Annotated in this window: 15 protein-coding genes and 1 pseudogene; 1 reads left to right on the forward strand and 15 read right to left on the reverse strand. The window is 35.7% G+C overall.

Annotated elements, in window-relative coordinates; translation table 11 throughout:
• Window positions 1-72: 72 nt before the first annotated feature.
• From PHD84_02690 to PHD84_02710, 5 genes are all read right to left on the reverse strand, one after another.
• Complete coding sequence (locus PHD84_02690; protein MDD5636711.1) at window positions 73-1,314, reverse strand: NAD(P)/FAD-dependent oxidoreductase; 1,242 nt, start codon at window positions 1,312-1,314, stop codon at window positions 73-75.
• A complete protein-coding gene (locus PHD84_02695) occupies window positions 1,311-1,733 on the reverse strand; it encodes a C-GCAxxG-C-C family (seleno)protein (protein ID MDD5636712.1) in 423 nt (140 codons plus the stop codon). The genes PHD84_02690 and PHD84_02695 overlap by 4 nt, the downstream gene beginning before the upstream one ends.
• Before the next feature lie 90 nt (window positions 1,734-1,823).
• Window positions 1,824-2,678, reverse strand: a complete 855-nt coding sequence (gene panB, locus PHD84_02700) for a 3-methyl-2-oxobutanoate hydroxymethyltransferase (GenBank protein MDD5636713.1) — start codon at window positions 2,676-2,678, stop codon at window positions 1,824-1,826.
• Window positions 2,679-2,748: 70 nt separating this feature from the next.
• On the reverse strand, window positions 2,749-3,708 hold the full coding sequence (locus tag PHD84_02705; protein MDD5636714.1) for a threonine/serine dehydratase: 960 nt from the start codon (window positions 3,706-3,708) through the stop codon (window positions 2,749-2,751).
• A 23-nt stretch (window positions 3,709-3,731) separates the two neighbouring features.
• Complete coding sequence (locus PHD84_02710; protein ID MDD5636715.1) at window positions 3,732-4,895, reverse strand: M20 family metallopeptidase; 1,164 nt, start codon at window positions 4,893-4,895, stop codon at window positions 3,732-3,734.
• A 468-nt stretch (window positions 4,896-5,363) separates the two neighbouring features.
• Here PHD84_02710 and thrC point away from each other — a divergent pair, with 468 nt between their 5' ends.
• Window positions 5,364-6,869, forward strand: coding sequence for a threonine synthase (gene thrC, locus PHD84_02715; GenBank protein MDD5636716.1), 1,506 nt, complete (start codon window positions 5,364-5,366; stop codon window positions 6,867-6,869).
• Window positions 6,870-6,885: 16 nt separating this feature from the next.
• On the opposite strand, the gene phoU is transcribed toward thrC, so the two are convergent.
• From phoU to PHD84_02765, 10 genes and pseudogenes are all read right to left on the reverse strand, one after another.
• Window positions 6,886-7,554 (reverse strand): phosphate signaling complex protein PhoU, encoded by a 669-nt coding sequence (phoU, locus tag PHD84_02720; GenBank protein MDD5636717.1) that lies wholly within the window; start codon window positions 7,552-7,554, stop codon window positions 6,886-6,888.
• Window positions 7,555-7,619: 65 nt separating this feature from the next.
• Entirely contained in the window at window positions 7,620-8,381 is a 762-nt protein-coding gene (pstB, locus tag PHD84_02725; protein MDD5636718.1) for a phosphate ABC transporter ATP-binding protein PstB, read from the reverse strand.
• Complete coding sequence (gene pstA, locus PHD84_02730; GenBank protein ID MDD5636719.1) at window positions 8,371-9,228, reverse strand: phosphate ABC transporter permease PstA; 858 nt, start codon at window positions 9,226-9,228, stop codon at window positions 8,371-8,373. Before pstA ends, pstB begins: the two co-directional genes overlap by 11 nt.
• A gap of 4 nt (window positions 9,229-9,232) precedes the next feature.
• On the reverse strand, window positions 9,233-10,117 hold the full coding sequence (gene pstC, locus PHD84_02735; protein ID MDD5636720.1) for a phosphate ABC transporter permease subunit PstC: 885 nt from the start codon (window positions 10,115-10,117) through the stop codon (window positions 9,233-9,235).
• A 118-nt stretch (window positions 10,118-10,235) separates the two neighbouring features.
• The gene (locus PHD84_02740) at window positions 10,236-11,069 is read right to left on the reverse strand and encodes a phosphate ABC transporter substrate-binding protein (GenBank protein ID MDD5636721.1); all 834 of its coding nucleotides are present in this window, start codon (window positions 11,067-11,069) and stop codon (window positions 10,236-10,238) included.
• A gap of 183 nt (window positions 11,070-11,252) precedes the next feature.
• The gene (locus tag PHD84_02745) at window positions 11,253-12,995 is read right to left on the reverse strand and encodes an ATP-binding protein (protein ID MDD5636722.1); all 1,743 of its coding nucleotides are present in this window, start codon (window positions 12,993-12,995) and stop codon (window positions 11,253-11,255) included.
• A 5-nt stretch (window positions 12,996-13,000) separates the two neighbouring features.
• Window positions 13,001-13,678, reverse strand: coding sequence for a response regulator transcription factor (locus PHD84_02750; GenBank protein ID MDD5636723.1), 678 nt, complete (start codon window positions 13,676-13,678; stop codon window positions 13,001-13,003).
• 384 nt (window positions 13,679-14,062) lie between these two features.
• Window positions 14,063-15,785 (reverse strand): annotated as a pseudogene (locus PHD84_02755) (YgiQ family radical SAM protein).
• A 305-nt stretch (window positions 15,786-16,090) separates the two neighbouring features.
• Window positions 16,091-16,855, reverse strand: coding sequence for a UPF0280 family protein (locus PHD84_02760; GenBank protein MDD5636724.1), 765 nt, complete (start codon window positions 16,853-16,855; stop codon window positions 16,091-16,093).
• Window positions 16,856-16,881: 26 nt separating this feature from the next.
• A complete protein-coding gene (locus PHD84_02765; protein ID MDD5636725.1) occupies window positions 16,882-17,289 on the reverse strand; it encodes a 4Fe-4S binding protein in 408 nt (135 codons plus the stop codon).
• Window positions 17,290-17,314 lie beyond the last annotated feature (25 nt).

Below are 17,314 nucleotides of genomic sequence, written 5' to 3' on the forward strand. Positions count from 1 at the left end.
TATATTAAAACAAATCCCCTCTTCCTGTCAATCAAGAAAGAGAGGATTTTAAAAATGTTTTTTCTTTTTTATTTAAGCTTTATCGGCAGCTGATTTACCAGCCAGATAACCAGAACTCCAAGCCCACTGCAGATTATAACCACCGCAATCACCATCAACATCAAGTATTTCTCCAGCAAAATATAGATTTGACACAATTTTCGATTCCATGGTCTTGGAATTAACTTCTTTAACGGATATACCACCACAGGTGACCTGAGCATATTTCCAGGATTGGGTTCCAGTTATAGGAAGATAGAAATTGATAATATTATCTATAATACTTTGAATTTTGTTTTCTGAGATACTACCTACCGCTAAATCAAATTCCATATTTAATGCCCTAAGTATAAATTGACTCAGCTTTTCTGGTAAAATACCCTGCAATAAAAGGATTACCGGTTTTTGTGAATCGCTTTTCGTTTTTCCCGAGAAATATTTTTTCAATTCTTCACCAGTTAAATCGGGCATAAAATTAATCCTAATTGCGACTTCTTTGTCCTGAGCGAGTGCTTCACTAGCCAGACGACTAAGGGAGAATATGGCTGTCCCCGAGATACCATGTGGTATAAAAAGTAAACCTCCACTTTCGCTTGCCCTTACTTGATTATTCACCAGTAGAGTAATCATTACCTCAGCTAATTTCAATTTATTCAAGAAATTACCATGGACAAGATTGGTAGTTAATTGTACCAAAGAAGGAAATTGTGGCTCCAGGTGATGACCTAATTTTTTCGCCCAACGATAACCGTCTCCAGTGGCGCACAATTGAGGTGCTGCGAAACCACCAGTAGCAAGTACTATTGTGTGCGCATAAAAGGAAGGCGAGTGTTTCAAAATAATTTCAAAGGTAGAACCGATTTTTCTTATTTCCTGAATATCAACACCGGTAATAATTTCTACTTTTAACCGCCTTAGCTCTGCTGCTAACAATTTTTGAATAATAAAGGCTTCTCGGGAATAGGGAAACGCCCTACCTTCATGGTCAATATAAAATTTTAGACCAAGTTTTTCAAAAAACTCCCTGGTCCTGGAAAAATCAAACCCTGTTAAGGCAGGCAGAACAAATTCCGAGAAGCAGCTATGATAGTGAGATAAATTAAGATTAATATTGGTAAGATTACCTTTACCATCACCTGTGACCGAAATCTTTCCTCCTATATGATTTTTCCTTTCCAATAGTAAAACTTTAATTCCCCTATTAGCCGCAGTTATGGCTGCCATTATTCCAGCTGGACCTGCTCCAATAATTACCAAGGGTCTGATAGGATTCATTGCCTTTCTCTTTTTCTCTTTTCCTTACTAATAATATAATCTAAAATTTCAGCTCCTTTTAGAATCACATCAAAGCACTTCTTTTCTTCTGTACGATACTTATCTTTTAATGGTTTACAATCAAAATCACCTAATTTTTTAGTATAAAGTTCGAATAATTCTTTACATATATCTTTAATTTCAGGGTTTTGGTGAGCATGATCTTTCACAAACAGGTAGCCGAGCACCATAACAGAAGCAGTTACTACACCACACACATTTTCAGTACCCATTCCTCCTCCAAAGGCAGCAGATAATCTCAAGCAATCCCTAGATAAACCAAGATTATAAACTTGATTCGCCCCGTAAAGAATGGTCTCAGCACAATTAAGATCATTTTTAGGATAAAAACCCTGTTCAATCAGTTCCTTTAATGTCATTTCTTCTCTTACTCCTTATTTGTCTCTATTGTTCTAATTTTCTATAAATGCTGTTTTATTAAATACCTTAATTTAATATAGAAATATGGATTATTCAAACTCCTTTAACATCTCATAAAACTCTTCTTCTTTTCCCTTTAAAATATGGTAGCAATGTTCATCTGAGGGGAAGACACCGGTTTTTACTTCTTTCACATATTCCTTAAAGGCATTTATTTCCACTTCTGCTACATTGGCATATTTTTTGACAAACTTAGGGGTGAAGGCCTGGAAGAGACCGAGCATATCTCCACAGATTAATAGCTGTCCATCACAAGGTCCTCCGGCACCTATGCCATAAACAGGAATAGCGAGCTTTTTGGTTAGGAAGGTGGTTAGCTCTGGTGGAACAGCCTCTAAGAGCAGGGCATAGGCTCCTGCTTCCTGGATAGAAAGGGCATCTTTAATCAGCTCCCGGGCGCTCGCTGCATCCCGGCCTTGTGCTTTAAAACCACCTAACTGACCTGAACTTTGTGGAGTTAAGCCGATATGTCCCATGACTAAGATACCAGCATCAGCAATAGCTTTAATCTGGTTACAGACTCTTTGTCCCCCTTCTAATTTTACGGCATCCATATCCGCTTCTTTTAAGAAACGGCCGGCATTCCTTACCGCCTCTTCACAGGAGACCTGATAAGAAAGAAAGGGCATATCACCGATACAGAAGGTATGGGGTGCACCACGCCGGACTGCCTGGCAATGAGAGATGCAGTCCTCCATGGTAACCGGAACAGTACCCTGATAGCCCAAGACTACCATACCCAGCGAATCACCTACCAGGATCATATCCATAGCAGCCTGTTCGGCAAAAGAGGCCATTGGGAAATCATAAGCGGTAATCCACGCTACCTGTTCTCCTTTCTTTTTCATCTCCAAGAAATCTAGACGGGTTTTCTTATTAGCCATATCTGAAACCTCCTCCTTTTTTTATTTTGTTATCAGGATTTGATTTTACTATTTACTATTTTATTATATCTTATTTGCCATTAGAAATTAAGCTTACCAGTTTATCCAGATCCAGGTTTCCTCCACTAAGGATAGCCACGGTTTTCTTGTTTTTTATACTAAACTTGTCAGCCATAATAGCTGCAACAGAAACTGCTCCTGATGGCTCCACTAATAACTTTGCTCTCTCTAACAGAAAAACCACTGCTTTTTTAATTTCATCTTCATTAACCAGCACAATATCATCAACATATTTTTGAACTATTTGAAATGGTTTTTCTCCAGGTTTCTTTAAAGCCAATCCATCAGCAATGGTATCAACATGCTCTTTCTCCACAATCCTATTTTCCTGCAGGGAAAGCCACATAGCATTAGCATTTAAAGGTTCCACACCGATAATCTTTACCTTAGGATTTTTCTCTTTTATGGCCAGGGCAATACCAGAAATAAAAGCTCCACCTCCCACCGGACAAAAAATTGTCTCAGCATCCGGTTTCTCTTTTAAAATCTCCAGCCCAATCGTTCCATGACCGGCAATTAAATCTTCATCTTCAAAAGGACTTAAAAAGGTTAATCCTTCCTGCTGGGCAATTTCTCTTGCCTTAGTGGCTACATCATTAGAATTTTTTCCAAAGATTACCACTTCCGCTCCATATCCTTTAGTGGCATCTATTTTAATGGGAGAGGCCTGTTCTGCCATAACAATAACTGATCTTATATTAAATAAGCGAGCAGCATAAGCCACTGCTTGGGCCCAATTACCAGCTGAACAGGTTACCACACCTCTATTCTTCTCTTTCTTAATTAAGTTCATCATTACATTCATCGCTCCACCAAGCTTGAAGGAACCGGTAAGCTGTAAGTTTTCTGGTTTGAAAAATACCTGACTATTGGTCATACTGCTCAAGGTACCTGAGTATTGCAAGAAGGTAGGATTTTTATATTTCGTTATTTTTTCATAAGCCTGGACAATGTCTGTATAGTCCAACATTTAACCACCTCTATATTATGTTTTTATTTATTTAAGAAATCAATGGCAAACTGGGCATATAAAGATGTTCCAACTGATAAAACATCTTCATCAATATTAAACTGTTTATGGTGATGAGGAAAGATAATATCTTTATCTTTATTAGCCGTCCCCAGAAATGCAATGACACCAGGTACTCTATGAAGGAAAAAGGAGAAATCTTCTGTGGCAGTAGTCTTATGATAGGGAATAATTATATTATCTCCATATAATTTAGTTAAGCTCGTCTGAGCAATTTTAGAAATCATAGGATCATTGACGCAGGGCATCGCCCCTTCTATATATTCAAGTTCAGCCTGGGCATTAAATGAAGAGGCAGTATGTTTTATAATTCTTTCCATGAGCAAGGGAAATTTTTTTTGGAGATGATAATTAAAGCTTCGGGTAGTTCCTTCAATTACTACCTGATCAGAAATAACATTAAAGTTACCGCCTCCCTTAATTTTTCCTATACTTATTACTGCCGGTTCCCGGGGATCGACTTCCCGGCTAATAATAGTTTGTAAATTCATGATTATAGCTGAAGACGCTACAATGGCATCGATACCCATATGGGGCATCGCACCATGACTTCCTTTTCCTGTTACCGTAATTTTGAATCGATCTCCTGCCGCAAAGCGAGGACCCGCTTCCAGAGAAAACTTTCCGGAAGGAAGGTCAGACCAGATATGAATAGCTAAAATCGAGTCGACTCCTTCTAATACCCCCTCCTCTAACATCTTTTTAGCTCCCTGGATAAGCTCTTCTGCCGGTTGGAATATTAATTTGACTGTTCCCTCAAACTGGTCTTTTAATTCCCATAAAATTTTGGCAGCAACTAAAAGCATAGCAGTATGACCATCGTGTCCACAAGCATGCATGACACCATCCTTTTGGGAGCGGTAAGACACATTGTTTACTTCCTGAACTGGCAAAGCATCCATATCTGCCCTTAGAGCAACTACCTTTTTACCTTCTCTTCCTTTAATTAATCCTACAACTCCTGTATCGGCAACTCTTTTTCCTTCAATCCCTATTTTCTTTAATTCTTCTTTAACTCTGTTAGAAGTTTTAACCTCTTGCCAGCTGAGTTCCGGATTTTGATGAAATTCTCTTCTTAAAGCAATAATTTCCTTCTGGTATTTTTCTGATAATTCCCTAACATTCATCTTGTTTTCTCCTGGCGATATCTACTCATTAATTCTTTACAGCAATAGCATCGGTTTCAATTAAAACATCTGGAGGAAAAACTTTCACTATTTTTTTACTCCTGTTCTTTTTTAAAGAATGAAATGTGATTAATTCATGATAATCCAACTAAATATTATTCCATTAAATTCAATTTTGCAAGAGATGCTCTACCACTAACATTTTTTGTTGATTATTTAAAAATTGCAAAACAGACATCTAAAGTTATAAACTTGTAGCAAATAGATTCGGTTTACTCTTAACTATTAAAACATTCGTATGACTAGAACAAGATTAGCCTTTTAAAAACTTTGCTTTTATCCTTGTTCCCTCTGTATCTTTTTATTATAATGTAAGACATAATTTAAATCAGTTGACCATAAAACAATCAGGTACCCTTTTTTGCAACAAAGGAAGAAAAAAGGAAATAGAGGTAATTAAGAATAATCATGAAATATATTAGCACCAGGGACAATATTAAAGCAGTCTCCGGGATTGAGGCAATTAAAAGTGGAATGGTGCCCCAGGGGGGGCTTTTTATACCGAAAGAAATTCCAGCTATTTCTCACCAACAACTTGACAGCTGGATGAATTTATCATATACCCAATTAGCTCAGAAGATTTTTCAATTATTCTTAGCTGATGATTTTTCTGAAAAGGAAATCACCCAGATAGTTCATCAAGCCTACCATAAAGAAAACTTTACAACCGAAGAAATCACACCACTTACCAGATTGAATGATCAATTATTTTTGCTGGAGCTTTTTCATGGACCAACCGGTGCCTTCAAAGATATAGCCCTACAAGCGCTCCCCCTTATTTTATCTTTGATTATAAAAAAACTTTCTATCAATAATCAGCTATTGATACTGGTAGCTACCTCCGGTGATACCGGTAAGGCAGCCTTGGAAGGATTTAAAAATATACCAGGGATTCAGATCGTAGTTTATTTTCCCTTTCAAAAGGTGAGCAGAGTCCAGGAATGGCAAATGCTTACTACTGAAGGGAATAATACCCATGTCATTGCTCTAGAGGGTAATTTTGATGATTGTCAAAATGCGGTAAAACAAATCTTTACTGATGCGGATTTTTGCCGTATGCTGGAGAAAAAAGGATTTGAATTTTCTTCTGCTAACTCCATCAATTGGGGGCGACTCTTCCCGCAAATAGTTTACTATTTCTATGCTTATCTATATCTTTTACGGAAAAAGCATATTCGGCATAATGAAACAATCAATTTTGTAGTACCGACCGGAAATTTTGGTAATATCCTAGCAGCCTGGTATGCTAAAGAAATGGGTTTGCCTATAGAAAAATTAATTTGTGCTTCAAATATCAATAAGGTGCTGACAGACTTCTTTAATTCAGGAGTCTATGATATAAATAGACCACTGGTCACCACTATCAGTCCTTCTATGGATATACTTATTTCTAATAATTTAGAAAGATTTCTTTTTGAGATTTCAGGTCGTCAGGGTGAATTCATTGTTAAATTGATGAAGGATCTTCGGGAAAAGGGAATGTTTATTCTGGAAGAATCGTTAAAAAACAAGATGAGGGAAATAATTTTTGCTAGCTTTGCCGATGAAACTGAAACATTATCCACTATTAAATCAGTATATCACGAGTATCATTACCTTGTTGATCCGCATACTGCAGTAGGGATAAAAGTATTTACTGGCTATCAAAGAATAAGTACCCAAAAAACCAAAACAGTTATCACTGCCACTGCAACACCCTTTAAATTTAATAAGGCTGTTTTAACTGCCTTAATAGGAGAAGTCAGAGACCATAAGAAAGAAGAATTTATTCTGTTGCAGAAGTTAAGTAACTATACGGATCTTCCTATACCTGCTATGCTCAGGGATTTGGATAAAAAGCCAATCAAAAAACAATTCATTTGCCCCAAAGATAAAGTCCAGCAATGTTTATTGGAGATATTAAAAATAGAATAACAATTATTAAGACTACCTATGTTCCTTTGTTTTTATCATACTGATGTTTAATCACTTCTCCTTCTACCATAAATACCACATCTTCACAGATATTGGTAGCATGATCTCCCATTCGTTCTAAATCTAAAGCAAGAGAGATTAAATGGAAAGACCTCTCTATAGTAGCTGGATCGGAGCTCATAAAAGTAAGGAGTTCCCTGATTATCTGATCTCTTAAGGCATTTACTATCTTATCCCGCTGAAATACCTCTCGGGCAAGTAGGGAGTCATTTTCAATAAAGGCATTTACACTTCCTTTTATCATACCCTGGACAATATCAGCCATTCTGGGAATATCAATATATGGTTTTACCTGCGGTCTCTCAATAAGAAAAAGGGCGCTTCGAGACATACTTGCCGATAGATCCCCGATTCTTTCCAAATCTCTATTAATTTCTAACATCATCAGGATAGTCCTTAAATCAACAGCCATGGGTTGGAATTGAGCAAGAATCCAGATACATTTTTCATCCAAATTAATTTCATATCGGTCTGTCTTTGGTTCATCCTTTTCCATGACCTCCAGGAGATAATCCTTTTCCTTTTCCAAAAGCCCTTTAACTACTTTTGCCACCATATTTTCAGCTAGAGTAGCGTATTCTATTAATTCCCGTTTTAATAGTCTGATGCGTTCTTCTAACATCATTGTCCCTCATTTTTAATACTAAACATAGCACTCAATAGAAAGATTATAACAATGACTTCTTTAATTTAACCAAATTTACCAGTTAGATAAGCCTCAGTCATCCTATTCCTGGGAATAGTAAACAATTTTTCCGTCTCACCAAATTCAATTAATTCTCCCAGGTATAAAAATGCTGTATAATCTGACACCCGAGCAGCTTGTTGCATATTGTGAGTTACAATAACTATAGTATACTCCTTCTTTAGCCCTGTTATCAGTTCTTCAATCTTTTGAGTAGAGATAGGATCCAGGCTGGCACAAGGTTCATCAAATAATAATACTTCTGGAGCAACTGCCAGACAACGAGCAATGCAGAGGCGTTGTTGTTGTCCTCCTGATAATCCTAAAGCGCTTTCATTAAGACGATCTTTTACTTCTTCCCAGATGGCAGCTTTTTTTAAAGATTGTATCACAATTTCTTCTTTCTTTCTCCTATCTCTAATGCCGTTGACTTCTAATCCATAGCTAACGTTATCAAAAATACTTTTGGGAAAAGGATTTGGTTTTTGAAATACCATTCCTACTCTACGTCGAATTTCTACTACATCAGTTTTGGGATCATTAATGTCTTCTTTATCTAAGAGGATAACTCCTTCCAGCCTGCCTATGGGAACCAAGTCATTCATTCTATTAAACATTCTAATTAAAGTAGTTTTACCACAACCTGAAGGGCCAATAATAGCGGTAATCCTTTTTTTAAAGATACCAAGATTAATTTTTTTTAATACCTGATTCTGACCGTAATAAAAGGAAAGATCCTTTACTTCTATCTTAGTTTTAGATTCCATAATAAGTATGACCCCTCTGTCTCTGTCTCAACATAATGGCCAGAGTAGACATTGATAGAACCAAAATTAATAATATAAGAGCACATCCATAAGCGATTCTGGTTTGAACTTCTGGATGTACCCCTTCTGTCATCAAGGCATAGATATGATAAGGTAAAGCCATTACTTCAGAGAAGATGGAATTAGGGTATCCACGGGTATAGAAAGTGGCAGCGGTAAACATAATTGGTGCAGTTTCACCAGCAACCCTGCCAATACTCAGTATTATACCGGTTAAGATACCAGGTAAAGCACTGGGTAAAACCACTTTTCTTATTGTTTCCCATAAAGTAGCACCCAGAGCCAGTGATGCCTCCCGATATGATTGAGGTACCGCTAAAAGTGCTTCCTGTGTTGCGGAAATAATACCTGGTAATATCATGATCCCTAGAGTCAAAGAACCAGATAAGATGGATACTCCAAATCCTAAATATTTGACAAAGACAGCTAATCCAAACAAACCAAATACTACTGAGGGCACTCCTGCTAAATTATTAATACTAATTCTAATTATATTAATAACAACACTCTGTGGGCTGTATTCACTTAAATATATGGCACAAGATACTCCCAGGGGAATAGCAAAAATCATGGCTCCCAAGGTAAGATAAAAAGTTCCCACAATAGCCGGAGCTACTCCGCCAGCAGTCATAGATCTTTTAGGCACCTGAGTCAGGAATTCGTAGGATAATACACCAACTCCCTGAACTATTACGAAATATAAAATTAAACCTAAAAAAAAGATTGTAATCAAGATACAAAGAAAGAGCAAAAAAAATCCAAATTGCTGTTTAATCTTATTATTCATAATTTTACCTTCCCAGACCTAATTTTAAGCGATAGCGCCGACTGACTATTTCAGCAATAATATTGAACAATAAGGTAATCAAAAACAAAACCAAGCCAATGGCAAATAATGCATGGTAATGGATACTGCCCACCACTGCCTCTCCCATCTCTGCAGCAATAGTAGCAGTCATAGGTCTTACCGGTTGAAAGAAAGAAGTGGGGATAATTGCCGCTCCGCCAGTAACCATCAAGACGGTCATGGTTTCCCCAATTGCCCTACTCATACCCAGTATAATTCCTGTAGAAATCCCCGAACCAGCTGCTGGGATAATTATCCTGGTTAGGGTTTGCCATCTATTACCTCCTAAAGCTAAAGAAGCTTCACGATAACTCTGAGGTACAAAACTTAAAGCATCTTCAGAAATACTGCACACAGTAGGAGTAGCCATAATTCCTAATATCAAACTACCGGTAAAGGCAGTCTGTCCTACCGGAAGGTGAAAGATTTTTTGTAAATAGGGTGCAACCAGAACCATACCAAAAAATCCATAAACAATAGAAGGTATGCTGGCTAAGATTTCAATGATAGGTTTCAAGATAGCCTTCTGCCAATGATTAGCTAATTCATTGATAAAAAGTGCACTGCCTACACCTAATGGTACACATATCATTACCGCCCCAATGGTGACCAGGAAAGAAGCCATAATTAAAGGAAGAATACCAAAATTAGGTGGATTATAAGTAGGATACCATTCCTTACCCAATATAAATTCCAGGATTCCTTTTTCCCTAAAAACTGGTAATCCAGAAGTGAATAAAGTGATAGTAATTCCTACCAGAAAGAATAGTGAAAAAAAAGCTAATATAGAAAATACCCATCTAATTATTTTCTCTTTCTCTTTATACATTGATATGATTATCTCTTTTTCCAAAATATTTATTAATTTTATAAGCCAACAACCGGATAGGGTATATATCATTTCCCCTGTCTGGTATATTTAGCTAATAATTTTATTATAATATCAGCTACTGAACACTAAGAAATCCATTTTCTTCCACTAATTTCTGTCCTTCTGCGCTTAATACAAAATCAAGGAACTCTTTTGCTATCCCCTCAGGTTGACCATTGGTATACATAAACAATGGTCTGGCTAAGGGATATAAATTTGCATTAACTGTTTCCTTACTGGGTATAATATCATTAATCTTTATAGCTTTAACCTTATCGGTAACATATCCTAAACCCACATAGCCTATGGCACCAGAAGTATTAGCAATAGTAGTGGCTACAGCAGCATTGGATGATTGCATAAGGGCATCGGCTCTCAACTTATCTTTCTGTAAAGCTAATTCATTAAAAGCTTCAAAAGTGCCACTGGCGGAATCTCTGGAGACAACTACAATCACTTGGTTGGTTCCCCCAATTTCTGACCAGTTAGAAATTTTTCCGGTATAAATATCCTTAATCTGGTCCAGAGTTAATCCATCAATCTGATTAACGGGATTTACGATAACTGCAATGGCATCTCTGGCAATAATGTTAGCGTAGATTTCTACTCCTTTTTCCTGAGCTATCTTAATCTCTTCCTCTTTTGCTGGCCGGGAAGAATTTCCAATATCACAGGTACTATCAATAAGAGAAACAATGCCTACACCTGATCCACCACCCTGTACTGATATATCAATATCCAGATTTTGATCCATAAAGACTTCGGCACATGGTTGGGCAATAGGAAGCACAGTGGTAGAACCTTTTATAACAATTACTTTTTCAGAAGCAAGAATACCAAAACTTATTAGTAAGAAAGGAAGTGTGATAAATGCCAGAAAAATACAATTTGATTTTTTTGAGATTTTCATTTTTTCTCTCCTTTTTTTAGATGTTTTACATCTATTCTTTTAATTATAAAATAAAGGAGGTTTGTTAATAATATATAAATAGATTGTTAATTTTTGGTTAATTTTAATATTTTTTAAAAAATTCTTTTTTCTTTTTACCCTTCACCTTTAAAGTAAAGGAAAAATATCTAATTACTTAATTTTTTAAGATAAGATAGGATTAATAGGCAAGATAACCTTTACTTTAGTACCTAAGCCTGGCTGACTGTCAATTTCTATATCGCCCTGATGTAATAGTACAATATGTTTAACGATGGAAAGCCCTAACCCTGTTCCCCCTTCTTTTCGTGATCTTGCTCTATTTGCTACATAAAAGCGTTCAAAAACACGGCTTAGCTCTTCTTTTTTTAATCCAATACCGGTGTCGGCAACTTCTATTTTTATCCTCTGCTCAGTAATTAATTCCAGAGAAATAGTTATACCACCCTTGTCGGTAAATTTAATTGCATTATCAATCAAATTAATAAACATTTGCTCAATTTTAAACTGATCAGCCTCAATCTTGGGTAAATCGAGCGGGATATTAATATTAAATCTCAGGTTTTTATCTTTTAGAGAAAGTGCAAAAATTTTATGCATATTAACTACTATCTCACCTAAATCCACCTTCTCAAGATGCACTTTGCCTTCTTTATCTTCTAACTCAGATAAAAAAAGAAGGTCATTAACCATATTAATAATTCTTTCTAAATTTCTTTTGATAATGGAGAGATATTTTTCTCTATCCCTGGCACTAGCACCTTTTAAGGTCTCCAGATACCCTTTAATAGAGGTAAGAGGTGTCCTTAATTCATGAGAAATATTGGTTACCAGTTCCTTTTTCAACTGCTCTAATTTTCTGGAGGTGGTTATATCATACAAAACCAGAACAGACTTACTCTTTTGGTCCAGATAAGTTCCCTTGCCCAGATAAATGTTTCCATTTAATTCAAACTCAGTGCTAAAATTCCTTTTCTTTTCTATTAATTCACTTACCTTTTGATTCAATTTATTTTCTCTCAATATCTCCCAAAAATACTTATCTTTACTATCATAAGAATAGGAGGAGAATATTTTATCAAAATGACTATTACTTAAAATAATCCTTCCTTCCTCATCTACCAGGGCGATGCCACTGGGAACGGAAGCGATGATACTACTTAATTCTTCTCTCTGTTGTGATAATCCTCGTATAATCTGGCTTAGCTTTACAGTCATCCTGTTAAATTGATTAATAAGTTCATTGATTTCTGGCTCTCTGGAAGGTAATAAAATTCTAGTTTCCAGATGGCCTTCTCCCACTTCCCGGAATCCCTGGATCAATTCCTTCATGGTTCTTTTGGTTTTATGATCAACTAGATAGGCAATCCCCATTGATAGCAAAATCATCAGAACACTAACAAGAACTATCATATTTCTTAGTCTGCTTAAAATAAAATTTAGTTCTTCTAAAAAGGTACTTAACCTGATAATTGCCTTAAGATTATTTTCAATAAAAACAGGAATCGCGACATAGAGCATATCCTCTTTTGTGGTGCTACTGTATCTTATCCTGTGTGCTATTTCCCCCTGTAAAGCTACTTTTACTTCTGGTCTGTTGAAGTGACTTTCCATCTCTGATAAATCCTTAAATGTTTCAGCTATTACTTTGCCATCAGTGAGGATAATTGATATCCTTGTCTCTGACTGGTTAAATATCTCTTTAATAAGATTTTCTAATTCTAGCCAGTTTTCCTGTTCGAAAAGAGGTTCTATAACTGTTTGTATAGTGGAGGAAAGATCGGTAAGTTCTTTAATTTTGCTGTTGATATATTGAGATTTGATAAACGAGGAAAGGGAAATTAAACATAATATTGAAAATAAAACAATAATAATAAGATAAACAAGTATATTTTTTAGCAAGCGCAACTTAATCATTGTTCTAATTTATAACCGATTCCCCTTATATTTTTAATCAAACATCTCTTAAAGCCTAATTTTTCTCGTAAATTTTTAATATGAACGTCAATAGTGCGCTCCAGAACAGCCTTTTCTTCACCCCAGAGATAATCCAGTATCTGTCCCCGGGTAAATACCCACCCCTGTTTATTAGCCAGTAAACTTAAAATCTTGAATTCAGTGGCAGTGAGAGGCACTTCCTTTTTATTGATAAATACTCTGTGCTTTTCTGTTTCAATAATAAAATCATCATCCATTATAATTCTATTCTCTCTTGATTTATTGGTTTGTCGTCTTAGTACTGCTTTTACTCTAGCTACCATCTCACCTGGAGAAAATGGTTTGGTGATATAATCATCAGCTCCTAGTTCTAAACCAAGAATTTTTTCAGTTTCCCCCATAAGAGCGGAAAGAATAATAATGGGTATATTGCTATATCTATCTTCTTTTTTTAGATATTTACATACCTCAAACCCGCTCTGATCCGAAAGCATAAGATCCAAGATAATTAAATCAGGTATTTTTTTATTCAACTGATGATAAAAAGTTGTTGCATCTAAAAATCCGTCTACCCAAAAATTAGATCTCTCTAGATGCAAAGCAATAAGATCAACAATATCCTGCTCATCATCAATAACATAAATAAGTGGCATCAAATTAATATATACCTTCCTATCCAAAAATCATTAATTATTCAAGGGGAATCCTTCCCCTTGAGAACCCCTGAAATACATCTTTTACTTAAGGTAGATAATTAATCTATATTTTAATTTATTTTATCCTGAGGTTCATATTATCAGGTGGTAATTGTCCTCAGTATATTCAAGGGGAAGGATTCCCCTTGAGAACCCCTTTTTCTCGTATATAGTATATTCAGTATATGGTAAATCGTATAACGTTGTAATGCGTGGTGCGTAATATACTATTATTATATAATAGTAAAATTATTTACATTTATTGTTTTAGGATTCTGAGGAATCATAAGCTTTGGTGTTAACTGTCCTCAGTTTATTCAAACAATTATTTTGAGAGAAAGTTCAATGTTTATTTACCTTATAAAGAAAATATTTTTGTTTACCAATTTATGATTACTTTTTTCTGATTATCCTTACTTTTAACCTTCTTTTCTACAAAAATTTTATCTCCAGTAAAAGGATTACGCTCTGTATAATACATAAGAGCAGAATATGTTGAGGGTGCCGGAATAAAAATCTGTACCTGCTCAGGTTTTATCTTTAGTTCCTGCTCAATATATTCTTTTAGATGTACCATATCCTTTTCTCTACAACCAGGATGAGCTGCCATAAAATAATAGGTAAGATATTGTTTAAGCCCTTCCTGATCATTAATCTGGTTAAATAATTTTTTAAATCTGCTTAACAGATTATTATTATCCTTGCCCATTAAGGTTAGAATTTTGGAATCGATGTGTTCAGGAGCAATCTTTAGTTGTCCGGAAAGATGATTAGTAATAAGTTCTCGGAGATAATGTTCACCATATTTCTGATCTGCTAATACCAGATCATAACGAATCCCGGATGCAATGAATGCCTTTTTTATTCCTTTTATTCTCCTGATTACTCTTAATAATTTGATTTGTGCCTTATGGTCAACTGATGAATTGACACAAAAAGAAGGGAATAAACAGCGTTTCTTTCCACAATAATCACCCCTTCTCTTTTGGGTACATTCCATACCATACATATTGGCAGTGGGACCACCTACATCCAGGATATATCCTTTAAAATCTTTCCGACAGGTTAATTTTGTGATTTCGTTGATAATAGACTTCTGACTTCTGGATTGGATATACTTTCCTTGATGTACAGTAATGGCACAAAAATTGCATTCTCCAAAGCATCCCCGATGAGAAGTAACTGAAAACTTTATTGTATCCAAAGCCCTTACTTTCCCCCACTTCCTATAATAAGGATGAACTTCTCTTTCATAATCAAATTCGTATACTTTATCTAGTTCTGTTGTTGTTAACGGATAAGAAGGGGGATTATGAATTAGATAACGGTTATCATATTTCTGAGAGAGGGTTTGGCCGGAAAAGGGATTTTGATTCTCATAAAAGAGATGGAACATTTCTATAAATTTTTTCCGGTCTTTTCTTACTTCGGAAAAAGAGGGTAAAATAATGCTGTTCTGGACTGGTGATTTTGAGATATAACAGATACCTCTTAGGTCATCAACTTGCTCCTGTCGTTTAAGCCGTTCCGCCAGCTGTAATACGCTCTTTTCAGCCATACCATATATCAAAAAATTTGCTTTACTATCTAATAAAATAGAGTGTCTGATTTCATTATCCCAGAAATCATAATGAGCCAGTCTTCTTAAGCTGGCCTCAATACCACCTAAAACAATAGGCTTGGTATTTTTAAAATAACGCCTTATGAGATTGCTATAGACAATAGTAGCTCGATCAGGTCTACGATTATTTATTTCACCCGGTGTAAGGTCATCCTTTTTTCTCTTCTTACCAGTAGCAGTATAGTTAGCTATCATGGAATCTAGGGAACCTGCCGTTACTCCCCAAAAAAGTTGTGGCTCCCCCAGGCGACCAATATCTTTGGGATTATCAATATCAGGCTGAGCAATAATTCCTACCCGGTAACCGGTATTGAGTAATAGTTTACCAATAAGGGCTATTCCTATAAAGGGGGTATCAATATAGGTATCTCCGGTAACTATTATTATATCCAGACTAGTCCAGCCTAATTGTTTCATTTCATCTTTAGTAGTTGGTAAAAACACTTTTTTCACCTTTCTCTTTTCAACTTCTTTACTGAAGAAGAGCAACAATAAAATTGTAACTCAGTTTGTTGTATAATGTATAGTATTAATTTAATTGGTAGAAGGTAGAAGGTGGCTAACAACATTTAGTGACTAGTTTTTGGTTCTAAGGGCAAACTGTTTTAAATTATATCTGATTATTTGTCTTTCCCAAACCTTTTCATTATTTAATTTTTCCTTCCCTCTTCCCTAAGAATATTATAAATTAGTTTTCAAAAAAATTTTGTGGTATCGGGAATTTTCAAATTACCATGCTAAAATATAATCTAAGTTAAACCATAATCTATTTCTCCCCACATCCCTATCTTATCATCTTTAATGATAACAACTCCCCGAAGACCGCAAATACATTGGACTAGATTTAGTGCTTTTCTAATATCTTCTTTGGTTTGAATGATATTCCCGATAGCCGTAGCTGCCGCATCAGCCAGGGAAGCGGAATAAGAAATTACTGTAACTGCATCTGCTTTACCCATACTAAAGGAAGGTCCTACTGTTCCCGAAGAAGTACATATTCCTAAACCATTTTTACGGGAATCTATCTTAAGATACAATTTATTGCTGAGAGGAGAAGAACCGGCATAAATAATTACCCTCCTCAAAGAAGAACTTTTAATATAAAGATCGCCACCATTCTCAATTATCACTTCATCTATTCTGGTAAGTAAGTCTTGTGCAACATTTTGGGCAATACAACCTGCCACAGAAGCCATGGGACCTACTTGACAGCTTGTAGATACTTCAATCATTTCCCTTATCATGGGATGTGCCTTATTATCAAAGGGATAGGGGGTGAGAGTAGTTCTAAATAGCGGATTTTCCTTTATATAATCCTCCAGTAATGACCGGTAATACTTTAAGGAAGCAAGGGCTTCTTCTTCAAGTATCACAGGAGCTTGTATTAACAAATCACTTTCTTTTTCCTTTACCGGAAAGGAAACTAAATCAGAACTCTTAATTGCTTTGCGATAGGAACGAATACTATGGCCAGGATCAAAATTATATTGATTAAGAAAATCTTGTTTTTTCATAACCCTTTTTCGTTATTACTGGGTAATTAAAAAATAATTTCTATAGCCTGTACCGGACAGGCATCGGCACAATAACCACATACCACACAATCCTGATAGTTGAATTCTAAATAGTATGTTTGTTTATTAATTATTAAGGCACCTACCGGACAGATGGATACGCAGGCACCACAATGATTACACTTCAGTTTATTCCAGGATATTTCCTGTTCTAAAAAATCAACTTTTATATTCTGCTCCTTCAAGTAAGTAAAGGCTTCGTCTATCTGTTTTTTATCACCTCTAATTTCAATTACAAGCTTGCCTCCTAAGGAGGGTTCAAATTTTGCCTGCAAGATATTAATCCACAGCTCATATTTCTTAATCAAATAATAGGTAATCGGTTTTTCCACCGTAGAGGGATTAAAACGTAAAATAGCTTTTTTCTTAATCATTACTCCTCCAAAAATCTTTCCTGAC

Source organism: Atribacterota bacterium (genome assembly GCA_028717805.1).
In the GTDB taxonomy this organism is placed as follows: Bacteria; Atribacterota; Phoenicimicrobiia; order Phoenicimicrobiales; family Stramentimicrobiaceae; genus Stramentimicrobium.